Source organism: Sodalis ligni, from assembly GCF_016865525.2.
Taxonomy (GTDB): domain Bacteria; phylum Pseudomonadota; class Gammaproteobacteria; order Enterobacterales; family Enterobacteriaceae; genus Acerihabitans; species Acerihabitans ligni.
Window position 1 is genome coordinate 3,542,284 of the sequence record NZ_CP075169.1, and the last position, 24,343, is coordinate 3,566,626.

General features: G+C 58.9%; 26 protein-coding genes and 3 pseudogenes. 13 read left to right on the forward strand and 16 right to left on the reverse strand.

Translation table 11 applies throughout. From position 1 onward, the window contains the following. The first annotated feature begins 9 nt into the window (after positions 1 to 9). The 10 genes from fliJ (at position 10) to fliR (ending at position 6,305) form a co-directional block, all read left to right on the forward strand. Entirely contained in the window at positions 10 to 450 is a 441-nt protein-coding gene (fliJ, locus tag GTU79_RS16455) for a flagellar export protein FliJ (protein ID WP_203521168.1), read from the forward strand. Continuing rightward, complete coding sequence (locus GTU79_RS16460) at positions 450 to 827, forward strand: hypothetical protein (protein ID WP_214513147.1); 378 nt, start codon at positions 450 to 452, stop codon at positions 825 to 827. The genes fliJ and GTU79_RS16460 overlap by 1 nt, the downstream gene beginning before the upstream one ends. 198 nt (positions 828 to 1,025) lie before the next feature. Then, complete coding sequence (locus tag GTU79_RS16465) at positions 1,026 to 1,994, forward strand: flagellar hook-length control protein FliK (protein ID WP_253073315.1); 969 nt, start codon at positions 1,026 to 1,028, stop codon at positions 1,992 to 1,994. A gap of 148 nt (positions 1,995 to 2,142) precedes the next feature. After that, positions 2,143 to 2,625, forward strand: a complete 483-nt coding sequence (gene fliL / locus GTU79_RS16470) for a flagellar basal body-associated protein FliL (protein WP_203521167.1) — start codon at positions 2,143 to 2,145, stop codon at positions 2,623 to 2,625. Positions 2,626 to 2,630: 5 nt separating this feature from the next. Further along, positions 2,631 to 3,632 carry a flagellar motor switch protein FliM gene (gene fliM / locus GTU79_RS16475; RefSeq protein ID WP_132921236.1) on the forward strand — a complete coding sequence of 334 codons (1,002 nt, stop codon included), beginning with the start codon at positions 2,631 to 2,633 and terminating at the stop codon, positions 3,630 to 3,632. Further along, the gene (gene fliN, locus GTU79_RS16480) at positions 3,625 to 4,044 is read left to right on the forward strand and encodes a flagellar motor switch protein FliN (protein WP_132921235.1); all 420 of its coding nucleotides are present in this window, start codon (positions 3,625 to 3,627) and stop codon (positions 4,042 to 4,044) included. The genes fliM and fliN overlap by 8 nt, the downstream gene beginning before the upstream one ends. Beyond that, the gene (gene fliO, locus GTU79_RS16485; protein ID WP_132921234.1) at positions 4,045 to 4,455 is read left to right on the forward strand and encodes a flagellar biosynthetic protein FliO; all 411 of its coding nucleotides are present in this window, start codon (positions 4,045 to 4,047) and stop codon (positions 4,453 to 4,455) included. It abuts the gene before it with no gap. Further along, complete coding sequence (gene fliP, locus GTU79_RS16490; RefSeq protein WP_132921233.1) at positions 4,452 to 5,225, forward strand: flagellar type III secretion system pore protein FliP; 774 nt, start codon at positions 4,452 to 4,454, stop codon at positions 5,223 to 5,225. The genes fliO and fliP overlap by 4 nt, the downstream gene beginning before the upstream one ends. 22 nt (positions 5,226 to 5,247) lie before the next feature. Beyond that, the gene (gene fliQ / locus GTU79_RS16495) at positions 5,248 to 5,517 is read left to right on the forward strand and encodes a flagellar biosynthesis protein FliQ (RefSeq protein WP_132921232.1); all 270 of its coding nucleotides are present in this window, start codon (positions 5,248 to 5,250) and stop codon (positions 5,515 to 5,517) included. Between the two features lie 2 nt (positions 5,518 to 5,519). Then, positions 5,520 to 6,305, forward strand: a complete 786-nt coding sequence (gene fliR, locus GTU79_RS16500) for a flagellar biosynthetic protein FliR (RefSeq protein WP_203521166.1) — start codon at positions 5,520 to 5,522, stop codon at positions 6,303 to 6,305. 110 nt (positions 6,306 to 6,415) lie between these two features. Here fliR and flgL read toward each other — a convergent pair. From flgL to flgB, 11 genes and pseudogenes are all read right to left on the reverse strand, one after another. Beyond that, a pseudogene (gene flgL, locus GTU79_RS16505) lies at positions 6,416 to 7,398 on the reverse strand (flagellar hook-associated protein FlgL). A 46-nt stretch (positions 7,399 to 7,444) separates the two neighbouring features. Next, positions 7,445 to 9,130: a flagellar hook-associated protein FlgK gene (gene flgK / locus GTU79_RS16510; RefSeq protein ID WP_203521164.1), complete on the reverse strand. Its 1,686-nt coding sequence runs from the start codon at positions 9,128 to 9,130 to the stop codon at positions 7,445 to 7,447. Between the two features lie 207 nt (positions 9,131 to 9,337). Further along, on the reverse strand, positions 9,338 to 10,327 hold the full coding sequence (flgJ, locus tag GTU79_RS16515; protein ID WP_214513148.1) for a flagellar assembly peptidoglycan hydrolase FlgJ: 990 nt from the start codon (positions 10,325 to 10,327) through the stop codon (positions 9,338 to 9,340). Further along, positions 10,327 to 11,451: a flagellar basal body P-ring protein FlgI gene (locus GTU79_RS30475; RefSeq protein WP_203521162.1), complete on the reverse strand. Its 1,125-nt coding sequence runs from the start codon at positions 11,449 to 11,451 to the stop codon at positions 10,327 to 10,329. The genes flgJ and GTU79_RS30475 overlap by 1 nt, the downstream gene beginning before the upstream one ends. An 81-nt stretch (positions 11,452 to 11,532) precedes the next feature. Further along, a pseudogene (locus tag GTU79_RS30480) lies at positions 11,533 to 12,210 on the reverse strand (flagellar basal body L-ring protein FlgH); the annotation flags it as partial. Positions 12,211 to 12,394: 184 nt separating this feature from the next. Continuing rightward, complete coding sequence (gene flgG, locus GTU79_RS16525; RefSeq protein ID WP_214513150.1) at positions 12,395 to 13,177, reverse strand: flagellar basal-body rod protein FlgG; 783 nt, start codon at positions 13,175 to 13,177, stop codon at positions 12,395 to 12,397. 21 nt (positions 13,178 to 13,198) lie between these two features. Further along, a complete protein-coding gene (locus GTU79_RS16530) occupies positions 13,199 to 13,954 on the reverse strand; it encodes a flagellar basal body rod protein FlgF (protein ID WP_132921224.1) in 756 nt (251 codons plus the stop codon). Positions 13,955 to 13,975: 21 nt separating this feature from the next. Continuing rightward, complete coding sequence (gene flgE, locus GTU79_RS16535; protein ID WP_203521160.1) at positions 13,976 to 15,205, reverse strand: flagellar hook protein FlgE; 1,230 nt, start codon at positions 15,203 to 15,205, stop codon at positions 13,976 to 13,978. Between the two features lie 55 nt (positions 15,206 to 15,260). Beyond that, entirely contained in the window at positions 15,261 to 15,938 is a 678-nt protein-coding gene (gene flgD / locus GTU79_RS16540) for a flagellar hook assembly protein FlgD (protein ID WP_203521159.1), read from the reverse strand. A gap of 12 nt (positions 15,939 to 15,950) precedes the next feature. Continuing rightward, positions 15,951 to 16,355 carry a flagellar basal body rod protein FlgC gene (gene flgC / locus GTU79_RS16545; protein WP_132921221.1) on the reverse strand — a complete coding sequence of 135 codons (405 nt, stop codon included), beginning with the start codon at positions 16,353 to 16,355 and terminating at the stop codon, positions 15,951 to 15,953. Between the two features lie 6 nt (positions 16,356 to 16,361). Continuing rightward, complete coding sequence (flgB, locus tag GTU79_RS16550) at positions 16,362 to 16,772, reverse strand: flagellar basal body rod protein FlgB (RefSeq protein ID WP_132921220.1); 411 nt, start codon at positions 16,770 to 16,772, stop codon at positions 16,362 to 16,364. 196 nt (positions 16,773 to 16,968) lie between these two features. Between flgB and flgA the strand changes: the two genes are divergently transcribed. From flgA to GTU79_RS16565, 3 genes are all read left to right on the forward strand, one after another. Next, on the forward strand, positions 16,969 to 17,739 hold the full coding sequence (flgA, locus tag GTU79_RS16555) for a flagellar basal body P-ring formation chaperone FlgA (protein ID WP_203521158.1): 771 nt from the start codon (positions 16,969 to 16,971) through the stop codon (positions 17,737 to 17,739). A gap of 100 nt (positions 17,740 to 17,839) precedes the next feature. Continuing rightward, positions 17,840 to 18,142, forward strand: a complete 303-nt coding sequence (flgM, locus tag GTU79_RS16560; protein ID WP_132921219.1) for a flagellar biosynthesis anti-sigma factor FlgM — start codon at positions 17,840 to 17,842, stop codon at positions 18,140 to 18,142. Between the two features lie 13 nt (positions 18,143 to 18,155). Next, positions 18,156 to 18,599: a flagella synthesis protein FlgN gene (locus tag GTU79_RS16565; protein WP_132921218.1), complete on the forward strand. Its 444-nt coding sequence runs from the start codon at positions 18,156 to 18,158 to the stop codon at positions 18,597 to 18,599. Positions 18,600 to 18,636: 37 nt separating this feature from the next. Here GTU79_RS16565 and GTU79_RS16570 read toward each other — a convergent pair whose 3' ends face one another. From GTU79_RS16570 to cheY, 5 genes and pseudogenes are all read right to left on the reverse strand, one after another. After that, positions 18,637 to 19,236, reverse strand: coding sequence for a flagellar protein FlhE (locus GTU79_RS16570; protein WP_203521157.1), 600 nt, complete (start codon positions 19,234 to 19,236; stop codon positions 18,637 to 18,639). Positions 19,237 to 19,298: 62 nt separating this feature from the next. Then, positions 19,299 to 21,380 carry a flagellar biosynthesis protein FlhA gene (gene flhA / locus GTU79_RS16575; RefSeq protein ID WP_203521156.1) on the reverse strand — a complete coding sequence of 694 codons (2,082 nt, stop codon included), beginning with the start codon at positions 21,378 to 21,380 and terminating at the stop codon, positions 19,299 to 19,301. Between the two features lies 1 nt (position 21,381). Then, positions 21,382 to 22,524, reverse strand: coding sequence for a flagellar biosynthesis protein FlhB (gene flhB / locus GTU79_RS16580; RefSeq protein WP_132921215.1), 1,143 nt, complete (start codon positions 22,522 to 22,524; stop codon positions 21,382 to 21,384). Positions 22,525 to 23,284: 760 nt separating this feature from the next. Then, a pseudogene (gene cheZ, locus GTU79_RS16585) lies at positions 23,285 to 23,920 on the reverse strand (protein phosphatase CheZ). 12 nt (positions 23,921 to 23,932) lie between these two features. Beyond that, positions 23,933 to 24,322, reverse strand: coding sequence for a chemotaxis response regulator CheY (cheY, locus tag GTU79_RS16590; RefSeq protein WP_203521154.1), 390 nt, complete (start codon positions 24,320 to 24,322; stop codon positions 23,933 to 23,935). Positions 24,323 to 24,343: the final 21 nt, after the last annotated feature.

Consider the following 24,343-nt stretch of genomic DNA (forward strand, 5'->3'; position numbering starts at 1 on the left):
CGAGGTGTGATGAAAAATAACAACACGCTGGACATCTTATGCGAACGGGCAAAAGAGGAGCTTGATCAGGCAGCCATCCGTCTGGGGCAGGTCCGCAAATCTCACCAGACCGCCAAAAAGCAGTTAGAGCAGTTGCAGGCCTATGAAAAGGAATACCGGCAAAAATTGCAAAGCGGTATGGCCAAGGGCATGGCCTCCGCCAGTTGGTATAACTATCAGCAATTTATCATCACGCTGGAAACCGCTATAGAACAGCATCGCATCCTGCTGACGCAGTGGAACCAGCATTTGCAGCAGGCGATTTCGCAATGGCAGGACAAACAGCAGCGTCTGAACGCCCTGGACACGCTGCTCAAGCGCAATTCCCTGGCCAGGCAGGTGTATGAAAATCGCCAGGATCAGAAACGGATGGATGAATTCGCTCAACAAACCCTTTTGAGGAAAACGTGATGGTAACGCTGGCCAGTGTGTTAAACCCGACGCCGGGCAATGCCGTCACGGCGGTAAGCGGCCTGAAAAAAGCCGATAGCGACGGGGGCGAGCAGACCTTCGGCGCCCTGCTGAGCAGCAAGATCAACGATCGGCAGCAAGCGCGTACGGCAACGGCCGCCTCCGCCAAAACCTCTGCTGAGGATAAAGATACCGCCGATGCGGCGGCGAATGCTCAAACGGCGGCGGCGGGACGGTCAGATCGAGCCGATCGCCGGGAGGAGAGGCGCAAAGAGGCATTGGCCGATGGCGACGAGGGCAGCAGCGCCGACAATAATAGCGCCGATACCACCCTGCCCGCGTCGCCGGCCGGCGGCACCCAGGCGCATAAACCCTAACCGACGCCCAGGTGCCGGCCCCTCGCCAGCCGTTGCCGATCCGGTGCTGGACGGCAGCGCCGCGCAGGCGCTGATGGCCCTGTTGGCGCAAACCGCACTCCCGCCGCAGAGCAGCGGTGATACGGACTCCGCGAACGCGGCAGAGGCGCTGCCGCCGCCGGCGCGGCGGCGGGCAATGTCGCCGATTCAAGCCTGTACGTGGCCGACGACGCCGCCAGCGCGGCCGGCACAGCCGGCGTCACGGACGCAGCGGATTCCGCGCCCCGCAAGGATGCCGCCGCCGATGCGGGTCTGAACGCAGCGACCACCGGCGACAGCGCCGTGCCGGCCATTCCCGCGCCCCTTTACGTACCCACCGGCGCCAAATCCGCCGCCAAGTCCGCTACGCCCGGCGGCAACGTCCCGACGCCTGATCTGAAAGGCGTGGCGGAGATTGTGCATGGGGACCGCCAGGACAAAGCCTCCGCGGCCCCTGCCACAATGGGCAGACAAACACGGGATGACGACAGCGGAGCGCCGGCGGCCAGCGTCGCCGTACCGCAAAATAGCGATGGGGCGCAGGATGTTCCCCTCGGTTCGGCGAACTCGACGTTAACCTTCAGGAAAGCCGCCGCCCCGGCCGCAGACAGTTTGCCGTCCCAGGCCGGCGCCCAGGCCGCCGCCTTTACCCTGAGCGCCGCCGGTTCCGACACCACCGCCGCGCCGGTCCCGGCCTCCGCCCTGATCAGCGCACAGCTGGGCAGCGATGAGTGGCAGCAGGCCATCGGCCAGCAGGTGGTGATGTACAGCCGCAACGGCCAGCAAAACGCCGAACTGCGCCTGCATCCGGAAAATCTCGGTACGTTGCAAATCAGTATGCGGGTAGACACCAATAACCAGATGCAAATCCATCTGGTGTCGGCGCACAGCCAGGTACGCTCCGCCCTGGAAGATGCCTTGCCGCACCTGCGCGCGGCCCTGGCGCAAAGCGCCACCAGCCTCGGCCAAAGCAGCGCCGGCAGCGACGCCACCCCCACCGGGGGCGGCACCGGCCAGCAATCGTCGGCGGGCGGTCGGGGAACGGCGGCATTCTCCCTGAATGCCGTCGCCGACCCGGCCGATAATACCGCGATAGCGACGCCGCCCGCCGCCACCGGCCGCACCGCCGGCGTCGATACCTTTGTCTGACGGGCAAACGGTTAAGTTAACGCAAATTATCCCGCCTATTCGTCCTATTGAATTATGCGGGAGACGGGATAATTGCCTTCAACAACCGGCATATTGCGGCTATCGCAAAGGAAAAATGCCGTCACGCTTATAGGAATACCTAAACGTTATGTCTCAAAATGTGCTTCCTTCGGCTCGTAAACAAACAAAATGGAAAGTGATTCTGGCGGTTATTACCCTGGTTGCCTGCGGTGTAGCGGGTTATTACGGCTGGCAGGGCCGTTTACCCGGCGAAGCAGCAAAAATCACCAGCGCCCCGCCGGTGCCGCCGACCCCCATCTTTTTGCCGCTGGACACCTTTACGGTAAACCTGGTTAATCCGACCAACGATCCCGACCGGGTGCTTTATATCGGTTTGACATTGCGCTTGCCGGACGAAGCAACGCGCAAGGAATTTAACGACTTTTTACCCGCAGTACGCAGTCGACTGTTATTACTGCTTTCCCGCCAGGACGCGGACACCTTGGCCAACGACCAGGGTAAGCAACGGTTGGTGGATCAAATCAAACAGGTGCTGAGCGAACCCTTGGTGAACGGTCAACCGCGACCGGTCGTCAACGATGTTCTTTTTACCGCCTTTATATTGCGCTGAATACCATGGGCGATAGCATTCTCTCTCAAGCTGAAATCGATGCGCTGCTGAACGGCGACGACAATGAGCAACTGCCGGTGAGCAGCGGCAGCGACAATGATGTTAAACCCTACGATCCCAATACTCAGCGCAGGGTGGTGCGCGAACGGCTGCAAGCGCTGGAAATCATTAATGAACGCTTTGCGCGATCTTTTCGCATGGGTTTGTTCAACCTGTTGCGCCGCAGTCCGGATATTACCGTCGGCGCCATCAAGATCCAGCCTTATCATGATTTCGCCCGTAATTTGCCGGTGCCCACCAACCTGAATCTGATCCACCTCAAGCCGCTGCGGGGCACCGCGTTATTCGTCTTCTCACCGAGCCTGGTGTTTATTGCCGTGGATAATCTGTTCGGCGGCGACGGCCGGTTCCCCATCAAGGTGGAAGGCCGTGAGTTCACCCATACCGAACAACGGGTCATCCGCCGGATGCTGAAGCTGGCGCTGGACGGCTATGAAGACGCCTGGAATGCCATCTACAAGCTGAACGTGGAATACGTTCGCGCCGAAATGCAGGTTAAATTCACCAATATCACGACTTCTCCCAACGATATCGTGGTCACCACCCCCTTCCATGTGGAAATCGGTTCGATGGTGGGTGAGTTTTATATCTGTATACCCTTCTCCATGATCGAACCGTTGCGGGAATTGCTGACCAATCCGCCGCTGGAAAACTCCCGGATGGAAGACCAGGGCTGGCGCGAAAACCTGGTGAAGCAAGTGCAGCATTCGGAACTGGAGCTGGTGGCCAACTTCGCCGAAGTCACCCTGCGGCTGTCGGAAATTCTCAAACTGACGCCCGGTGATGTACTGCCCATAGATAAACCCGATTATTTGATTGCCCATGTGGACGGCGTGCCGGTGCTGACCAGTAACTACGGCACCCTGAACGGTCAGTACGCACTGAGCGTAAAACAACTGATTAATCCCGTATTGAACTCCCTTGATGAGGAACTGCCCGATGAGTGACCCAAAGAAACCGTCCGGTGAAGATAAGCCATCCGCCGACGATCTGTGGGCAGAGGCGTTTGACGAACAGCAGGCCGTGAGCAAAGAACGGCCGGCGTCCACTGACGGCATATTTCATCAACTGACCGCGGAAGACAGCGCCGGACCGTTGCAGGATATCGATATGATTATGGATATCCCGGTGAAGCTGACCGTCGAGCTGGGGCGCACCAAAATGACCATCAAGGAATTGCTGCGGCTGTCGCAGGGTTCGGTGGTGGCGCTGGACGGCCTGGCGGGAGAACCGCTGGACATTCTCATCAACGGCTATCTGATAGCCCAGGGAGAAGTAGTGGTGGTGGCGGATAAATACGGTGTGCGGATTACCGATATTATCACTCCCTCCGAACGTATGCGCCGGTTAAGCCGCTAAATGAGCGACGCGCAGCCCCAATCCGCCGTCCAAATCGCCGTACCCGTTGCCCGTGGATTTGACGCCGCCGGCGCCTTGACCCAGGTGGGCAGCGCGCTGGGCGGCATACTACTGGTGATCATCATCGTGGCCTGGCTGGTGCGCAAGCTCGGCCTGGCGCCGGCGGCCAAACAGTCGCAGCGGCTGACGCTGCAGGCCAGCTGTTCCCTGGGACCGCGGGAGCGGGTGGTGGTGGTGGAAGTGGAAGGCACCTGGCTGGTGCTTGGGGTGACGGCGCAGAACATCACCCCGCTGCACAGCCTGCCCGCGCCGGCTGCCGATGCGGATGCGAATGCCCGCTCCGCCGCCCTGGCGGGGGATTTTCGCCAGCGTTTGCGCCAGGTCATGCGCCGGACAGGAAAGGATCAATGAGCAACAGACGGCTTCGGCTATTTTTACCGTCCCGCGGCGTCGCGCTTGCGGCCCTGGCCGTGGGATTACTGAGCCTGTCCCCCGCCGGTTGGGCGCAATTGCCGGGCATCGCCATCCATCCCTTGGCCGGCGGCGGTCAAAGCTGGTCGCTACCGGTGCAAACGCTGGTTTTTCTCACCTCGCTGACGTTCCTGCCCGCCGTACTGCTGCTGATGACCTGCTTCACCCGCATCATTATCGTGCTGAGCCTGTTGCGCAGCGCCATCGGCACGCCGTCCTCCCCGCCGAATCAGGTGATGCTGGGACTGGCGCTGTTCCTGACGTTCTTTGTCATGGCGCCGGTGTTCAACACTATCTATGACGATGCCTACCTGCCGCTGAGCGAAAATAAAATCAGCATGCAGGCGGCGCTGGACAAAGGCGTCCAGCCCCTCAAGGCCTTTATGCTGCGCCAGACCCGCGAAGCGGATCTGGCTCTGTTCGCCCGTCTGGCCAAATCGCCGCCGCTGGACGGACCTGAGGCGGTCCCGCTGCGCATTCTGTTGCCCGCCTACGTCACCAGCGAATTAAAAACCGCCTTTCAAATCGGATTTACCATTTTTATTCCGTTTTTGATTATCGACCTGGTGGTGGCCAGCGTGCTGATGGCGCTGGGAATGATGATGGTACCGCCGGCCACCATCTCCCTGCCGTTCAAGCTGATGCTGTTTGTACTGGTGGACGGCTGGCAGCTGCTGCTCAGTTCCCTGGCGCAGAGTTTTTATACTTGACCTTCACCCCACAGGCAAAAACATGACACCGGAATCAGTGATGACGCTCGGCCACCAGGCCATAATGGTGGCATTGGCATTGGCGGCGCCGCTCTTGATGGCGGCCCTGCTCAGCGGTCTGATTGTCAGCCTGCTGCAGGCCGCCACGCAAATCAATGAAATGACCCTGTCGTTTATTCCCAAGATTCTGGCGGTGGTGGCCACCGTTATCATCGCCGGGCCCTGGATGCTCAATCTGATCCTGGATTACATGCACCAGTTGTTCACCAGTCTGCCCGCTCTCGCCGGCTGATTATGCTGGAGCTGGATACCACCCATCTCGCCCTGTGGCTCAGCCAGATTTTCTGGCCGCTGATGCGGGTGCTGGCATTAATCGGCACCGCCCCGCTGTTTAGCGAAAAAAGCATCCCGGCACGGATAAAAGTGGGGCTCGGCATTCTGATTACCCTGCTGCTGGCGCCGGACCTGCCGCCGGTGGATACGCCGCTGTTCTCCGTGGCCGGGCTGTGGATGGGGCTTGAACAGATTCTTATCGGCACGGCCCTGGGCTTGACCATGCAGTTCGCTTTCGCCGCCATAAACCTGGCCGGCGAGATCATCGGCCTGCAGATGGGACTGTCGTTCGCCACCTTTCTGGACCCGGCCAGCGGCCTGAATATGCCGATTCTCGCCCAGTTCCTGAATATGCTCACCCTGTTGGTGTTTACCAGCCTTAACGGCCATCTGTGGCTTATCTCCATATTGGCGGACAGCTTTCATACCGTGCCGGTATCCGGCCTGCCGATGAATGCCAATGCGTTTATGTCCCTGTGTCGCGCCGGCGGCATGATTTTTCTCGACGGACTGATGCTGGCGCTGCCGATGATTACCCTGCTGTTAACCATGAACATCGCCTTGGGCCTGCTTAACCGCGTTTCGCCACAGCTGACGGTGTTTGTGATTGGTTTCCCCATCACCCTGACCATCGGCATCCTGACCTTTAGTCTGCTGTTGCCTCTGCTGGCGCCTTTTTGCGAAAAGCTGGTGGGGGAGACCTTCGATCTGCTGGCGAGCGTTCTGCGGGAAATGCCGAAAGGCTAAAAAAAAGGTATGCCGACGGGGCAAACCGTACGACATACCAAGGGGCGCGGGCTCAAAGAACCCGCCCAAATAACCCGCCAGAGCCACCGAGCGGGTTTGGTGCCTGGTGTTTAACTGTTCATCTGGAACAGCGACAATTGTTTCATTGCGTTAAATGTACTGTAAGACGCCTGCAGCGCCGCCTGCTGCATACTGTAATCAGAAATCGCCTGATACCAGTCCACGCCCGTCAGGTTGCCGATCTGGGTTTGATAGATGGTGGAGCGATCGGTGGCGACGCTGTCCAGCGTGTCCAGTTCGTTTAACTTGGTGCCCACCGACGACTGGACGGTCGCCACGTTGTTCAGCGAGTTTGCCATGCCGCGGCTGGCCTTGGCCAGGGTGGCGCTGTAGGCGGCGGTAGTGGCGGCGTCGGCGTCTTCCTGCGGCGTTTTCAGCGCGGTAAGCACCGAATCGATGGTATTGAACACATTGGCTTCGCTGGGAGGAACGGTTCCGTCACTGTCGGCCGGTTCGGGAGTATAACCCGCTGAAAGGCTGTCAAGCACCGACCCGCCGGTATCGCCGATGGTCATAGTGCGGCTGGAATCCACCTGCTGGCTTAACGCCTCGCTACCGCCGACATAGGTGACGGCGCCGCTGTCCGGGTCTTCCACAAACGGCTGGCTGCCGGTGCTGTAACCGGCAAACAGATAGTTGCCGTTGCTGTCCTTGGTATTGCCCAGGGTCAGCAACTGATCTTTATAGGATTGCAGCGTCGTGGCCAAGGACTGGCGATCGGAGTCGCTCAGGGTGCCGTCCCCCGCCTGTACGATAAGGGTCTGGGTCTTCTGGATAACGTCGGTCATCTGATCCAGCACCGAGCTTTCCAGGAAAGGCTGGCGTTGGCGGTGGTACGCGCCGCGCTGTACTGATCGCCAAGGGCCTGAACCTGGTTCAGGCCTACCGCCTGCGACGCGGCGATGGGATCATCGGACGGCTTATTCACCCGATTTCCGGTGGAGAGCTGCACCCCGGTAGCCTGCCATTTGCTATAACCGTTGGTGATACCGTCCAGATTCTGCTGATAAATAGTACTGGTACTCAGACGCATGGCGTATATCCTTTGCGTTAATGCTTAATGAGCCGTGTGCGGCCGGTTAACCGGCAACCGCCGTTAACAATGAATTAAACAGGGTGCTGGCGGTGGACAGCACCTGGGCGTTGGCCTGGTAATACTCCTGATAGCGAGACAGGTCGATATACTCTTCGTCCAGATTGACGCCGGAGGCCGATTGCTGCTGGGTTGTCAGCTGAGTGACGATATTGGCCTGAGCGGTGCTGGTGACATCGGCATTGCTGGTTTCGGTGCCGATTTTGCTTACCAGGGTGGCGTAAGCGGTGCTCAGGGTGCTTCCCCCCGTCACCTGGCTTACGCCGTTCACCACCTGGGCCGTTCCTCCCACCACTTTGGCGGTTTGCAGCGCCAGCAAGGCTTCCGCGTTGCGGTTATCGCTTTCGCCGCTATCGGCGTCATCCAGCCCGGCGGCGATTTTCGACGGATCGGTAATGGCCACGGACAGGCTGTTGATTACATTGGACACGGTATTGAGGGTGTATTTATCGTTCTCCGCCGGCGTGCCGGAAACGGACACGCTGAGTCCGTCGAAGTTCAGGGTGGGATTACCATCATCATCAGTGCCCGCCGTGGCGGTTACCGTGGCGCCGTCGCTGACGCGGGTGACCTGCCAGGCGCCGCCAGCATATTTTAACGAATAGTCACTGGCCTTGACCTGGCTGGTATCGCTGTAGGTCGCGGTCAGCGACGCACCGCCGGTGCTGTTTTTGCTGTTGGGCGTTACCGTCGGCTCGCTGTAATCAAAAAATTTCTCTCCGGCGTCGCCGTTCAGGTCCACACCCTGTTCATGCTGGGCATTAAAACTGCCGGCCATCCCCAAGGCCAATTGTCCCAAGGCATTGCGCGCATCGGCCAGCGCGCCGGAACGAAACGACAGCAAACCGCCGACGCTGCCGGTGGTGAGGGTTTTAGGATCGATTTCCACCGGGGTGCCGGTACCGCGATCGTAAGCCAGGGTGGTTTGGGACGGATCGGCGCTGGAAGGCACAGACTGCACTTTGTACGCGCTGCTGCCTTGCACCAGGGTCAGGCCGTTGGCGAACGTCAGATTGACCGAGTTATTGTCCTGAACGGTGGCGGTCACCCCGACGATGCCGTTGAGTTCGCTAACCAATTCATCCCGCTGGTCCAGCATGGCGTTGGAGGCGTCGCCCCCGCCCGAACGGACTATCTGGCTGTTCAGATTGGCTATTTGCTGAGCGTAGTTGTTGATTTCATCGGCGCTGGACGACAGAGACTGATTGACGGCGTTATCCATATCCTGCAGATAGCTGTCGGCGCTCTTGAATTGATTGACCATGCTGTTGGCGCTGTCGATCACCGTCTGACGCGCCGCGCTGTCCGAGGCATTACTGCTCAGGGACTGGATGCTGCTAAAAAATTTGCTCATCATGGATGAGATATCGGTGTCGCTGCTGGCCAGCATATCGTCGATTTGCGAGATCTGCCCATAATAGGCGCTGGAGGCGGCGGCGCTGGTGGAAGCGGAGCGCAGTTGGGTCACGATCAGCGAATCGTAGACACGGCTGACGCCGGTGACCGAAACGCCGTTGCCGGAGACGCCGCCGCTGAGCATTTCCGCCAGTTGGGTGGTCTCGCGATTGTAGCCGGTCACGGCCGAATTGCTGATATTGTTCCCTACCGTGTTCAAGGCCACTTGCGCAGCCTGAAGTCCGCTCGCTGCAATATTGGTTAAAGAACTGGACATCTTTTTTCCTTATGCCGGGTTGGTATGGCGCCTTGGTGGTCAGCGGCGCCATCGAACTCCACTCTTGATTATTTATCGTCAGTGCCGGGCTAAACTTGAGCGTATCCGGAAAAAACCTTGAAGCTTGCCCCCGCCTCACGCCGCCGGACATCGACAGAGCCTGTGGGGGCGAGGCCGGCTGCCCATTGCCAGTCCCCTCGCGCTGGTTTAGAACAGTCCGCCAAGATCCCGGGTATAGGCGCTGACCGCATGGCCGGCGGCATTTTTCAACTGGCCGATAATCTGCACCAGCTTGGCGCCGTAGGCAGGGTCGGTGGCATAACCCGCCCGCTGCAGGGCATAGGCGGCGGCTTCCGGCTGTCCGGCGTTCACTACGTCGCGGTAGCGGGGATTGTCGGTCAGCACATGGATATAATCGCCGATGGCGTCCAGGTAAGAGTCATATACCCTAAAACGCTGGCGGACCTTAACCGGCTGCCCGTTTTGATATTCGGTGGTGATGACATTGGTGGTTTTCCCCTGCCAATCGCCGCCGGCCTTGATGCCGAACAGATTGTAGCTGGGGCTGCCATCGGCGGTGGGAATCTCCTTGCGGCCCCAATCCGATTCCAGCGCCGCCTGCGCCAGGATAAGATGATGGGAGATACCGCTTTGCCGGCTGGCGACCATCGCCGGCACCTGCAGCTTATCGGTGAAGCTTTTGCCGGCGGACTCGTTGTCGCCGGCTTCCGGCGCGGCATGACGGCTGTCGCGGCGCAAAAACTCACCCATAAGCTGCGGCGTCATATAAGGCGTCATCATCGCATCCGGAGCCCGCTGAGCCGGCAAATCCGCCGGGACCTGTCCGGCGATATCCTTGTCCTTGGCGGCCGCCACGTCGTCCGGGCCGCCGCCGCGGCCCAACTGCTTCACCATCATCTCCGCCAGCCCCAGTCCTTTCTTGGCGGTCAGTTGCGGCGCTATCTGCTGATCGTAGAGGCTGGTATAGAGATCGCTCTGGTTACTGTCGAACAATCCGCCTTTGGGTACCGCGGCGCGCATGCTTTTCAGCATCATCTGCACAAATACCCCCTCCACCTGCCTCGCCACGTTTTTCAGCGCCTGCGGCGAAGACTGCGCCGCCTGGGCACGCAATTTTTGCAGCGAATTGGCATCATAGGCGGCGGAAGTCGCATCGGCGGCATCGTTGAGCTGCATCAGATGATCTCCAGGGCTGCCTGCAGGCAGCCCGCGCTGTGCATCGCCTGCAAAATGGACATCAGATCGTTCGGCGTGGCGCCCAGCGCGTTCAGGGCGCGTATCACGCTGCTGAGATTGGCGCTGGCGGAAACACGCTGCAGCGACCCCCCGCTCTGGTTGACCGAAATCTGCGTTTGCTGGGTGACCACCGTCTGTCCGCCGGCGAAAGGCGTATCCGGCTGGCTGACGTTTTGCGAATTATTCACCACTACCGACAGGGTACCCTGCGCTACCGCGCAGTTATCCAGCATCACATTGCGGTTCATCACCACCGATCCGGTGCGGGAATTGATAATCACCTTGGCGTCGATTTCGCCGATATTGATGTTGATATCCTGTATTTCCGCCAGGAAACGCACCTGACTGGTGTTATTGGCCGGCAACTGTAGCTCGATGGTGCGGGAATCCACGGCGCGGGCGATACCCATGCTGTTTTGCGCGTTGATGGCGTCGCTGACGCGCTGCGCCAGGCTGAAGTTTTCCTGCTTTAACTGCAGGGTAATAGTGCGGCTGGAGCCGAAGGTACTGGGCAATTCCCTCTCAATCACCGCGCCATTGTTGATGCGTCCGCCGGCCAGTTGATTTACCTGCACCCGGCTGCCGCCGGATGAGGCGCCCGCGCCCCCCACCAGCAGGTTGCCCTGCGCCAGGGCATAGACCTGGTTATCCGCGCCTTTCAGCGGCGTCATCAGCAACGTGCCGCCGCGCAGGCTCTTGGCCGATCCCATGGATGACACCACCACGTCGATATTCTGCCCGGCCCGGGCAAACGCAGGAAAATTGGCGGTCACCATCACGGCGGCGACGTTTTTCAACTGCATATTGGTGCCGGTGGGCACCGTGATGCCAAGTTGCGACAGCATATTCACCAGGCTCTGGGTGGTAAACGGCGTCTGGGTGGTCTGATCGCCGGTGCCGTCCAGTCCCACCACCAGGCCGTATCCTATCAGCGGATTGTCCCTGACTCCCTGGATATCCACCAAATCCCTGAGCCGCTCCGCTCCCGCCGGCGCGGCCAGCAGCGTCAACGCCAGAATGGCGGCACCGCAGCGCCGGAGAAATATCAAGGCCGAAATCCACATGCTTGATGTCGCCTGTTTAAAAGGGTGAAATATTAAGAAAAAGCGCTGTAGCCAGCCCATTTCCTGCGCTTCATTGATATAGCCTTTACCGACGTACTCGATACGGGCATCCGCCACCTGAGTGGAAATAACGGCGTTATTGCCGTTGATGGTGCGCGGATTCACAATGCCGGAGAAACGGATATATTCCGCTCCCTGGTTAATGGCGATCTGTTTTTCCCCCACCACTTTCAGGTTGCCGTTGGCCAGTACCTGCTCAACGGTAACCGTGATGGTGCCGGTAAAGGTATTCTGGGCGGTAGCGCCGCCTTTGCCGGTAAAGTCATTGGTACCGCTGGTATCCACATCCGCTTTACCATTGCCGATCAGGCCGTTAAGGGCGGTGGGCGCGGTGGCGACTTTAAGCGTGCCGCTGCCCGCGCGGGCGGCGTTGGCGGTTGAGCTCTTACTGGCGCTGACGTTTTCCTGCAGGGTAATGGTAAGAATATCGCCGACATTGCGCGGCCGCCTGTCTTCAAACAGCGGCTGATAGCCATAATTCATCGGCTGAACCGCCTGAAAGATAGACCCGTTGGCGATAGGCACCGACGCCGGCGCCGGCTGGGCGGTGGTTTGCCCCGGCACCAGATCTTCATGATGGGAACAACCGCTCCCCGCCAGCGTTAATATCAGCAGCGCCGTATAGCCTCCCAAACGCGGCAGGCCGGTAAATCCGCCTGTGGTTTGGGGTAATGAATAGCTCTTCACGTTAAATTCCATAAGACCCGCTGCGCCATCATCGGCAAAATCCCGTTGGGACGCGCATTCGTTACAATGTCACGTTAATTCCGCCAGGGATGCGAAAAATACGTTACGGCATCACTTTTTGGCGGTCATAAACCAGACTGTTAGTTACAACGTCACCTTCCCGGGCTTTCACCCGATGGCGCTGGAATCGGCATCATTACATTTGCGTCAGCTTTTGCAGCATATCGTCGGAGGTGGTAATGGCTTTACTATTGATCTCATAGGCGCGCTGCACCTGGATCATATCCACCAGCTCTTCCGCCACATTGACGTTGGAGGTTTCCACATAGCCCTGGTACAGCAGCCCGGCGCCGTTCTGGCCCGGATTGGATTCCGTCGGCGCGCCGGAACTGTCGGTTTCCTGATAAAGATTCTCGCCGAGGCTTTCCAGGCCGGACTCATTGATAAAGTTGCTCAGCGTCAGCTGCCCCACCTGCTGGGCGGCGGTTTGCCCCTGGATGGTCACGCTGACCGCCCCGTCACGGGACACTGTCAGGGTGCCGGCATTAGCCGGTATATTTATCGCCGGTTGTATCGGGTAACCGCTGGAGGTCACCAACTGGCCGTTCTGATCGACCTGAAACGACCCGGCACGGGTATAGGCGGTGGGGCCGTCCGGCAACAATACCTGGAAAAAACCCTTGCCGTTGATGGCCAGATCTTTGGTTTCGGTGGTTTGTTCCAAATTTCCCTGGGTAAACAGGCGCTCGGTGGAAACCGGCCTCACCCCGGTGCCCAGCTGCAGGCCGGAAGGCAGATTGGTCTGATCCGACGACTGCGCGCCGGGCTGACGGACCGTTTGATACAATAAATCCTCAAACACCGCCCGCTGGCGCTTAAAGCCGTTGGTGCTGACGTTCGCCAGGTTATTGGAAATAACGTCCATATTGGTCTGCTGGGCATCCAGCCCGGTTTTGGCAATCCATAATGACCGGATCATCCGTTAATACTCCCGAGTAATTTAGCTGAGGGAAAGCAATTCATTGGCATGTTCCGCGTTTTGATCCACATCGGTAATCATTTTCATCTGCATCTCAAAGCGCCGGGCAGTGCCTATCATATCCACCAGGGTTTCGGCGGTATTGACATTGCTGCCTTCCAACACCCCGGGCATCACCTTGACGGTATCATCATTGGGCAACGCGTTGCCCGTCTGCGCCGCGGCAGCGGCGGACAGATGAAACAGGCCGTCATCGCCACGTTCCAACTGTCCGGCATCCGCCCTGACCCGCTTGAGCTGTCCCACTTCCTCAACGGTATTGGGCGCATCCGCGTCGCCGAGGGCCGAAACAGTGCCGTCGGCCGCCACGGTAATAGACGACTGGGTGGGCACCACCAGCGGACCGTTTTGTCCCACCACGGGATAACCCTGGATCAGCAATTGGCCGGTGTTGTCCATTTGCATATTACCGTCGCGGGTATAGGCCTCCTGGCCGTTGGGCAGTTGCACCGCCAGCCAGCCCTGATCCTGCACCGCCACGTCCAGCGGGCGCGCGGTGCTGTTCAGCGGTCCCTGCGTCATCAGCGAACCGGGGGTTGAGGCCACCGCCAGGGTCCGGGTGGGTAAGGTTTCCCCTTCAATGGGTACCGCCCGCATCGCCGACAGCTGCGCCCGGAATCCCGGCGTTGACGCGTTCGCCAGGTTATTACTGATGATCGCCTGCTGATCCAGGGACTGGCTGGCGGCTCCCATCGCGGTATATATTGCGTGATCCATAAGTTTATTCCGCCAGGGTTATCAACTCATGCTGACCAGGGTTTGCATGATGGTGTCCTGCGCCTTGATGGTCTGCGCATTGGACTGATAATCGCGCTGGGCGACGATCAGGTTCACCAGCTCATTGCTCATATTCACGTTGGAGCCTTCCAGCGCGCCGCTGGTGAGTGTGCCGAAGGTGCCGTTGCCTGCGGTGCCGACAATGGCCTGCCCCGATGCCGCAGTGGCGCTCCAGGTATTGTCGCCGTCGGATTTCAGGCCCTGGGGATTGGCGAAGTTGGCCAACACGATTTGTCCCAGCAATAGCGTATCGCCGTTGGAATAGGTGCCGGTAATGGTGCCGTCGTCATTGATCTCGTATTTGGTCAAATCCCCGGCGTAATTACCGTCCTGGTTCTGTCCGGTGACGCTGCTGGCGGAGGCGTACTGCTGCTGGGAACCGGCGAAGCTGATATTGAAAGTATCGGCAGCGGCGCCGTTGATGCCCGCCATGGTAATGTTGAAATCATCGGGACCGCCACCGTTGAGAGCGTCGGTATTCAGCGTACCGTTCGAGTTGAAATTCAGCGTCCCGAGATTGGACGTCGTGGCAGGCGTGGTGCTGGCGTCGACGCTTTTCACGTTCCAGGTATTATCGGCGGTCTTGGTAAAGTACAGGCTCATGTTGTGCGGATTGCCCAGGCTGTCATAGGTGGTCATCGGCTGTGAGTAGCTGTAGGTGGTCGAGTCATTCGGATCAAATGTAGTGGTCGCGGGCACGATGGTCGCGCTGGAGGTCAGGTTCAACTGCATGGTGGCGATTTGGGTGGGTGTGGCCGCAACACCGGTGGTGGGAATGCTGAGGTTTATCGGATTGGTCCCCTGCTGGATGGTGGGCGGCGTGCCGGTGGCGGCATAACCGGTAACATTCATGCCGGTAGTGGTCATCAGGTTGCGATTGTCATCCAGCGTGAAGTCGCCGTCACGGGTATAATGCACCGTACCGCTACCGTCCACCACCCGGAAAAAACCGTTATTGGAAATCGCCACGTTCAGGCCGTTGTCGGTGGTATTCACCGCGCCGTCGTTGAAATTTTGCGTCACCGCCGCCACTTTAACCCCCAGCCCCACTTCGGAGCTGGCGAAGACGTCGGCAAAGGACACCGACGCCGATTTGAAGCCGCTGGTTTCGGAGTTTGCGATGTTATTGCCGATGACGTCCAGGTTATTGGAGGCGGCATTCAGCCCGCTGATCGCTTGTGAAAAACCCATATATTTCTCCTATGGTGATAACCGCTGGCATGCCGCCGGCCGGCAGCCATACCCGTTAAAGAATTTGGCGTACCTTGTCGAGCGTAATATTGCCCGCCAGGCCGAGATTAAGTTCGGATGTACCGTCGCTGTTGGTATTGACGCCGTACACCGCCGCATATTGCAGCGGCGTGGACACCACGCTGGCGCCGCCGGAATCGGTGGATGCCACGGAGAAGGAATAGGTTCCTTCGGGCACCGCGGTCCCGGAATCATCGGTGCCGTCCCAGGTAAAGCTGTGCACCCCGGCGCTTTCCGCACCCAACTGCACCGTTCGCACCACGGTGCCGCTGGAATCTTTGATGGTCACGGTGGTATTGGCGGCGGCGGCGTCCAGCTCCAGCCCGAACGGCGTGGTGGAACTGTCGCTGCCCACCATGATGGCGGTACCGTCCACCATCACGCCGTGGCCCACCAGGGTTGACGCTTGGAGGGATTGCGTGGTATTCAGCTGGCCGGAAATGGAGCCCAGCGTGGTATTGAGGTTTTCAATCCCGTTCAGCTCGCTTATCTGCGCCAGCTGCGTGGTCAATTGGGAATTGTCCATCGGGTTGGTGGGATCCTGGTTTTGCAATTGCGCCACCAGCAGGTTGAGGAACTGGTTTTGCAAATCCGCGCTGGTGTTGCCGGTGGAGCTGGCGGTCGGCACTTTGGTATTGTCCACCGGGTCGTTAACGCTTACTGAGACGCCCATTTCATCCTCCGGTTATTGACCCAAGGTCAGGGTTTTCTGCATAAGGGTTTTAGCGGTATTCAGCACTTCCACGTTGGCCTGGTAACTGCGGGAGGCCGACATGCTGTTCACCATTTCATCCACCACGTTCACATTCGGCATCCGTACATAGCCGTTGTTGTCCGCCAGCGGATTGCCCGGCTGGTAAACCAGCTTTTCCGCCGCCGGGGATTCCACGACGCCGCTCACCTGCACGCCGCCGATTTCCTGGCCGGCGGGGGCCGCCACCTGGAATACCACTTCTTTGGCATGGTAGGGCTGGCCGTCCGGCCCGGTGACGCTGTCGGCGTTGGCCAGGTTGCTGGCGGCCACGTTCATGCGCTGCGACTGCGCGGTGAGCGCCGAACCGGAAATATCGAAAATCGAGGTCATTCCCATGGCATGTTATTCCTGTAGCACCGAGTTCATGTTTTTGATCTGCCCGCCCAGCACCGTCAGATTGGCCTGATACTGCAGGCTGTTCTCGGCAAATGCCGTTCTCTCGCGGTCCATATCCACCGTATTGCCATCAAGGGCCGGCTGATCCGGTACGCGGTACATCAGCTGGCTGACCGGAGAGACAGACGTGGTGGCCTCGATATGACGGGGAGAGGTGGTGGTAAGGGACAAGGCATTGCCGCTGGCTCGCCCCTGGGTAAGGGCTTTGTTCAATTCGCTGGCGAAATCCATATCCCGAGCCTGGTAACCGGGGGTATCGGCATTGGCGATATTGGCGGCAAGGATCTCCTGACGCTGCGCGCGCAGATTCAGGGCCTCCTGCTGGAATTGCAGGGCAGCATCAAGTTTATCAAGCATTTTTTTCGCGGACCCGTGAGAATGATTGGATGCCAGCTTAGACGCAACCCACCCTTGCCTATCGTTGGAATAAGCATTAATTGCAGCGCTAATTTACCCATTGGCGGGAAACAGAATCGGTAAACTGTAGCGACACCACGGCCAAACGGGCCGTTTCGGCGGCCATGGCGACTTTACAGCGGAAAAAGGGTTAGGCGTGAACGCATTTCAACTATCCGGACCGGTTTGCGGCGACAGATGTCCGGCAGCAGGCCGGCATTCAGGCCGTCCGGGTGCCGGCGGCAACGCGGCAATGGCGCCGGCCGCCCGCCCGTGGCGGAGCGCCCTGCTGGCGGCATGTCTGTTGGTGGCGCCCTTGGCCAGCGCGGACGATGCTTTAACCGGGCAGTTAACCGCCTTTATGCAGCAGCAATATACGCCGCCGCCGGCGGCGCTGGAGGTAGTGATAAGAACGCCCTCCTCACAGCGGCTGTCCTGCGAGCGACCGCAATTTTCGCTGCCGTCCCGCAGCCGTAACTGGGGCAATCTCAGCATCGCCGTGGTGTGCGGTTCGCAAAAACGTTATATTCAGGCTGAAGTGCGGGTTACGGACCGCTATCTGATTGCCGCCAGCCCTATCGCCGTGGGGCAGACGGTAACCAGCGGGGATATCGCCTGGCGAACCGGACGGCTGGATCAGCTCTCTTCGTTGCCGCTCAGGAATATGCCCGACGCCGTCGGTACGGTCAGCGAAAGGGCTATCGGCAGCGGACAGCCGCTCACCGCCGCGATGCTGCGGCGTCCGTGGCTGGTGAAAAACGGTCAGCAGGTACAGGTCTCGGCGCTGGGCGAAGGGTTTACCGTTCAAAGCAGCGGTAAGGCAATGAACAACGCAGCGGCAAACGATCCCGTGCGAATACGTATGGACTCAGGGCAAATCGTTAACGGCCGGTTGATGCCCGACGGCAGCGTGCATGTTGTGTTATAAATAAACGGGACATGTCATAAAAAATTAAAGCTTTTATGCCTGTGACCGATAAACAAAGTAATTATTCTGCTCTACAAAATATGACGACAAGCGAGGCTGTATGAGTATTGATAGCACCCGTCCGATTACCCCGCTGAACCCGATACAAGGTTCGGAAATCGGTACTGTCCAGCCGCAAAAAAACAAGGGAACCGGCAAATCCGGCGCCACGGGTGAAGAAACCCAGGTCAATCTGAGCGACGCCCAGGCGCGTTTGCGACAGGACGGCAGCCAGGATATCGATAGCGCAAAAGTGGAAAGCATCAAGGAATCCATCCGCAACGGTAATCTGAAAGTGGATACCGGTAAAATTGCCGATGCGCTTATTGCTCAAACGCGCTCAATGCTCAATGATGCGGAATAATTAAACAACCGCCATGAATGAACTGGAACAGCTATGCGGCAGAATGCTGAGCATCCTGCAACAGCTTGAACTCATTTTAGTGGAAGAACAGCGCCTGCTGAGCGCCGGCCAGGTAAACGCAGCTTTATTGCATCGGGTAACGGAAAATAAAAACGAGCAGCTCACCACCCTGCAGTATGTGGATAACCTGCGGCAAAAAGCGGCGCTATTGAACGATGCGGGCACCCCGCCCTATGAATCCTATTCCGAGCTGCATCATCTTTGGTTGTCCATTATGGAACTGACGGCGAAGCTCAGCCGCAACAATTACCGTAACGGCCTGCTGTTGGCTCAGCATTTGAAACATAACCAGCAAATACTGGCGGTGCTGGAAGAGCATCAGACTCAACGGCGCCTCTACGGCCCCGACGGTCAATCCCTTAACGGGCATATTCTCGGCCGCAAATTCAGCGTATAGCCCCGGAAAGCGTTCGGCATCTGTTTCAAAATAAAGCCTAGCGCGATGCCCCGGTCCGGTAATTGATTTGCAATTGATAGTACTTCACCACTGCCGGCGGCGTAATAGCGCCGCGTCCCGCCATGCTCAACGTCAACACCAGCGGATTGTCCGCCGGCTGGCCCGCCAGGCCGTCGCTGCGTCCTGACTGTCCCTGCAGCGGCAGGCATTTGCCCGGCATGCAGGCGGCCAGTGAAACGTCCGTCGGCAACGGTTGCCCGCTGACGATGCGCCAGTAGACCGAGGTAATCACCGCGCCGGCGGGAATGTGGATATAAGGGCGCATGGGAGCGCTGCTTTTCGGTATGCCTCGCTGGCTGAGGATCAGCATATGCCCTTCCGCCACCCAGCCGCCGTCTGCGCTGCTCTCCACCGACATGACCCCTTTGGCCAGCGGCACCGGGCGTTTTTTCAGCGCTAAGGCGGCCGGCGGCCTGACCGGCGTTTTAGCCTCTCCCACCGCCGGGCCTTGGTCTGACAATGCTTTGATGCCCGGCGGCAGTTGACCCTTCTCCTGCGCCGTCGCGTATAACGGCGCCGCCGCATAATACAAGCAGAACAGCAATAATCCGCTTCTGATCGTTTGGTTGCGTATCATGATTTTCCTTACCGCATGGGTTCGCGAACAGACGCCGCCTCGGGATAGATATCCGCGAACGCCTAATTGCCGCCTCCCAGCATGGAGGTCATACGGATTTGGCGCTGGTCGCTCACTTCCAGATTGGACAGCACCGCCAGCTGCGGCAGCGTGCGGCGCAGGAAACGGGCCAGTAGCGGACGCAGGCTGTGATTAACCAATAATACCGGCGGCGCGTTGAGGCTTTCCTGTTTCTGCAGCGCCTCCCTGGCCTGGGCCAATACCCGATCCGCCATGCCGGGCTCCAGACCGCCGCCGTTTTGCAGCGCCTGCAGCAGCACCCGCTCCAACGCCAAATCCAGCCCGATGACCTGAATTTCGCTCTCCCCTGGGAACCAGCGCTGGGTTATGGCCCGGCCGAGAGCCACCCGCACCACCACCGTCAATTCCGCCGGATCTTTTTGAATCGGCGCATGTTCCACCAGGGTTTCGATAATGGTGCGCATATCGCGGATGGGCACGCTTTCCGCCAGCAGATTTTGCAAGACTTTATGGAAAATGGTCAGCGACAGGGCGCCGGGGATGAATTCTTCCGTCAGCTTGGGCATTTCCTGCGTTACCCGGTCCAGCAGTTGCTGGGTTTCCTGGCGGCCCAGCAGTTCGCTGGCGTGAATGCCGATGAGGTGGTTCAGGTGGGTCGCCACCACGGTGCTGGCTTCCACCACGGTATAACCCTGGGTCTGCGCCTGCTCTTTCAAGGCGCTATCAATCCAGACCGCCGGCAGGCCGAACGCCGGATCGCGGGTAACATCCCCCTTCAGCTCGCCGACGGCGCTGCCGGGATTGATGGCCATCCAGCGTCCGGGATAGGCCTCGCCGTGCCCCATCTCGACGCCTTTAAGCAATATCCGGTAGCTGGCGGGCTGCAGCTCCAGATTATCGCGAATATGCACCACCGGCGGCAGATAGCCGGTTTCCTGAGCGAATTTTTTACGAATACTGCGAATACGCCCCAGCAGTTCGCCGTTTTGCTGGAAATCCACCATGGGAATCAGCCGGTAGCCCACTTCCATGCCCAGGGGATCTTCCAATTGTACATCACTCCAGCTGGCTTCCTTGGCCTGGGCATTGTCCTGCTTGACTTGCGCTTTGGCCGTTGCCGCCGCGGGCTCGGGTTTTCCCTGCAGCCACCAGGCCAGACCCAGCAACAGGGCGGTAAACAGCAAAAACACCAGGTTGGGCATGCCCGGCACCAGCCCCAGCAGCCCCAGCACCCCGGCGCTCAGGACCATGACCTTGGGATTATTGAACAGCTGGCCGACCATTTGCTGGCCGACGTCTTCATTGGTGCCGACCCGGGTGACAATCACCCCGGCGGCGGTGGAGATCACCAGCGCGGGAATTTGCGCCACCAGGCCGTCGCCGATGGTTAACAGCGTATAACTCTCTGCGGCGTCGGCCAGCGCCATACCGTGCTGAATCATGCCCACCAGCAGGCCGCCGATAACGTTGATAACCATGATCAGCAGGCCGGCGATGGCATCGCCGCGGACAAACTTGCTCGCGCCGTCCATGGATCCGTAAAAGTCCGCCTCCTGGGTCACCTCGCTGCGCCGGGTCTTGGCTTCGCCCTCGCCGATAAGACCGGCGTTAAGATCGGCATCGATGGCCATCTGTTTACCGGGCATGCCGTCGAGCACAAACCGAGCGCCCACTTCTGCGATACGCCCCGCCCCTTTGGTAATCACCATAAAGTTGATCACCACCAGGATAATGAATACCACGATACCGATGGCGAAATTGCCCCCCACCAAAAAGTGGCCGAACGCCTCGATAACCCGCCCGGCCGCCGCCGCGCCGGTATGGCCACGCAGCAGGATAATGCGGGTGGAAGCGATGTTCAGCGATAAGCGCAGCAGGGTGGAAAACAGCAGGATGGTGGGAAATGCGGCGAATTCCAGGGTACGCTTGGTGAACATCGCCACCAGCAGCACCATAATGGACAAGGCAATATTAAAGGTAAACAGCAGGTCCAGGATAAAGGGCGGCAGAGGCAGCACCATCATCGACAGAATCATCAGGATCAGTACCGGGCCGGCGAGGATCTGCCATTGCGCGGCTTTGATGTTGACGGGCAAACGTAATAACGCTACCAGATAAGCCATATCACTCTTTCTCGTGAACAAAATCCAGTGCCGTCGGCACCGGTAAATGGGTGGGGGTTTTCGGGATCAAACCGCCCTCGCGGCGCCAGCGCTTCAACTGATAAACCCATGCCAACACCTCGGCCACCGCCGCATACAATGCGGCGGGAATCGACTGGCCGATGTCGCAGTGCCGATACAGCGCACGGGCCAGCGGAGGGGCTTCCAGCAAGGGAATGCGATGACTCTCGCCCAGTTCCCGGATACGCAGGGCAATCTCCCCCGCGCCTTTGGCGATGACTTTTGGCGCGCTCATCTTGCTGTCTTCATAGCGCAGCGCCACGGCATAATGGGTAGGATTGGTAATAATGACATCGGCTTTCGGCACGTCGTTCATCATGCGGCGTTTGGACAGGGCGCGCTGCTGCTGGCGGATACGGTTTTTAACATGGGGATCCCCTTCCTGATCCTTGAATTCATCACGGATTTCCTGCCGGGTCATGCGCAGTTTTTTGCTGTGGCTCCACAATTGCCAAAATACGTCGAATGCCACTATGGGGATCATGGACATGATAATCAGCAGCATACAGGTGGCAATCAGATCCAGGGCGTCCCCCAGCGCCGTCACCGGCGATTCCAAGACCAGATGCACCATGAGCGGCCAGTTATGCCACAGGAACCAGCCGGTCACCCACCCCACCAGCAGGGCTTTTAGAATCGCTTTAAACAGCTCTGATAAGGACTGGGAGGAGACCACCCGCTTGAGGCCCGGCAGCGGATTGAGTTTTTTTAAATCGAATTTTATCGACCCGGGATTGAACATCACGCCGCCCAGCAGCAGCGGCGCCGCCAATGCCGTCATCACCAGGCCGGCAAAAACCGGCAGCAAGGCCCAAACCGTTTGTTTGACCAGCGCCTCAATCTGAAACAATATTTGCCGATCGTCACTGATAATACCGTGGTCAAAACGCATTCCCTGCGCGATCATCGCCGCCAGCTGGCGGGCCAATGATTCGCCGCCCATCCACAGTATGGCCAGCCCGGCCAGCAGCATCAGCACCGAGGTCAATTCACGGGATCGGGGAATCTGCCCCTCTTCGCGGGCCTTCTCCAATCGGTGGGCGGTGGGCGCCTCGCTTTTTTCCAGATCGCTGTCGTCCGCCATCAATTGTCCCGGTCAGCCCTTGGCATGCAAATTCACTGTATATATCCGTTATACTTCAAGTTGCAGGTACGTTGGCAATACTCGACCCATCCCTGGGCCTCGCCCCTGACGGGGCCGCGACAAGTCGCGTTCAAATCTGCTCATGCAGATTTGTCCTCGCTCACCCCAGTCACTTACCTAAGTAAGCTCCTGAGGATTCGCTGTGTCGCCGCCTTCCTGCAACTCGAATTATTTAGGATATAGCATGACAAAAACGCCCCGATCTTATGGCGTGAACAACGGGCTAAAGGGGGGGCTATTTAACGGATAGCGGCGCCACATGGCACGGTAGACCCGCTATCACCGATCGCGCAACGAATGTGTGTTAAAGGGAGACCGTGCCGATGGGGTCGAAGCAGGCGTGGTTTTACCGCCTGCCCGAGTGCCCCACGGCGCGGTAAGCCCGCTATCACCTAACGTGCAGCAAACGTGTTAAAGGGAGACCGTGCCGATGGGGTCGAAGCAGGCGTGGTTTTACCGCCTGCCCGAGTGCCCCACGGCGCGGTAAGCCCGCTATCACCTAACGTGCGGCAAACCTGTTAAAGGGAAATCGTGCTGATGGGGTCGAAGCAGGCGTGGTTTTACCGCCTGCCCGAGTGCCCCACGGCGCGGTAAGCCCGCTATCACCTAACGTGCGGCAAACCTGTTAAAGGGAAATCGTGCTGATGGGGTCGAATCGGGCGTGGTTTTCCCGCCCGACCGAGACGCCCGCCCGAACCTGTCAGAAACCGAGGCTGTCAAGCAGGTCGTCCACCTGATCCTGATTGGCCACCACTCCGTCGACACTGTGATCGAGCTGCGGCCCGTTAAGCAAACCGTCGCTGGCGCGTTTGGCCTGAACCGGCTCAGGCATATTCTCCAACAGCACCATCAGCAGCTGCTTTTCGATTTCCTGGATCACATCCATCATGCGCTTGATCACTTGGCCGGTGAGATCCTGGAAATCCTGCGCCATCATGATTTCCAGCAATTGCTTATGGGTAAAAGCGGTATGGTCAGGCACTTCTTTCAGATAACGGCGGGTATCGGCACCAGTTCACGGGGCTCCGCCCGGTCCATAAGATTTTTAAAACACCCCTCCCCCCCCCCGGTCAGGGGGCTGGCGGCCCTTTTCCATTTCAGTCTGCCGGGGCTGGGCCGCCTCGACGCTGTTAAGCGCCCGTTCAGCCGCCTGAGCGGTCATCTGCACTACATAATCCAGCCGGTCACGGGCATCGGGAATGGCTTCAGCAGCCTGGGCAATAGCCTGATCCAGACCTAATTCCTTCAGACTATCCCGCAACATGCGGGTCAATTGCCCGATGCGGGCAATAAGATCCGTGGCGCTGGCGTTCGGCATGGCTGGTGTATTATTCATACTCTCTCCTGATTACATCCCCAACTTTTCGAATATTTTATTCAGCTTCTCTTCAAGCGTGGCCGCGGTAAAAGGCTTCACCACATAACCGCTGGCCCCCGCCTGGGCGGCGGCGATGATATTCTCTTTTTTGGCTTCCGCGGTGACCATGAGCACCGGCAGCGAAGCCAGGGCTCCGTCCTGGCGGATACTTTTCAGCAATGTCAGACCGTCCATATTCGGCATATTCCAGTCGGAAATGACAAAATCGATGTTGCCGGCGCGCAGCTTGGTGAGGGCATCAATGCCATCCTCAGCTTCGTCCACGTTAATGAAGCCCAGTTCTTTCAGCAGGTTACGAACGATGCGACGCATTGTCGAAAAGTCGTCCACCACCAGAAACCTGAGTTCTTTATCAGCCATATCTACTCCTGTTATCAATAT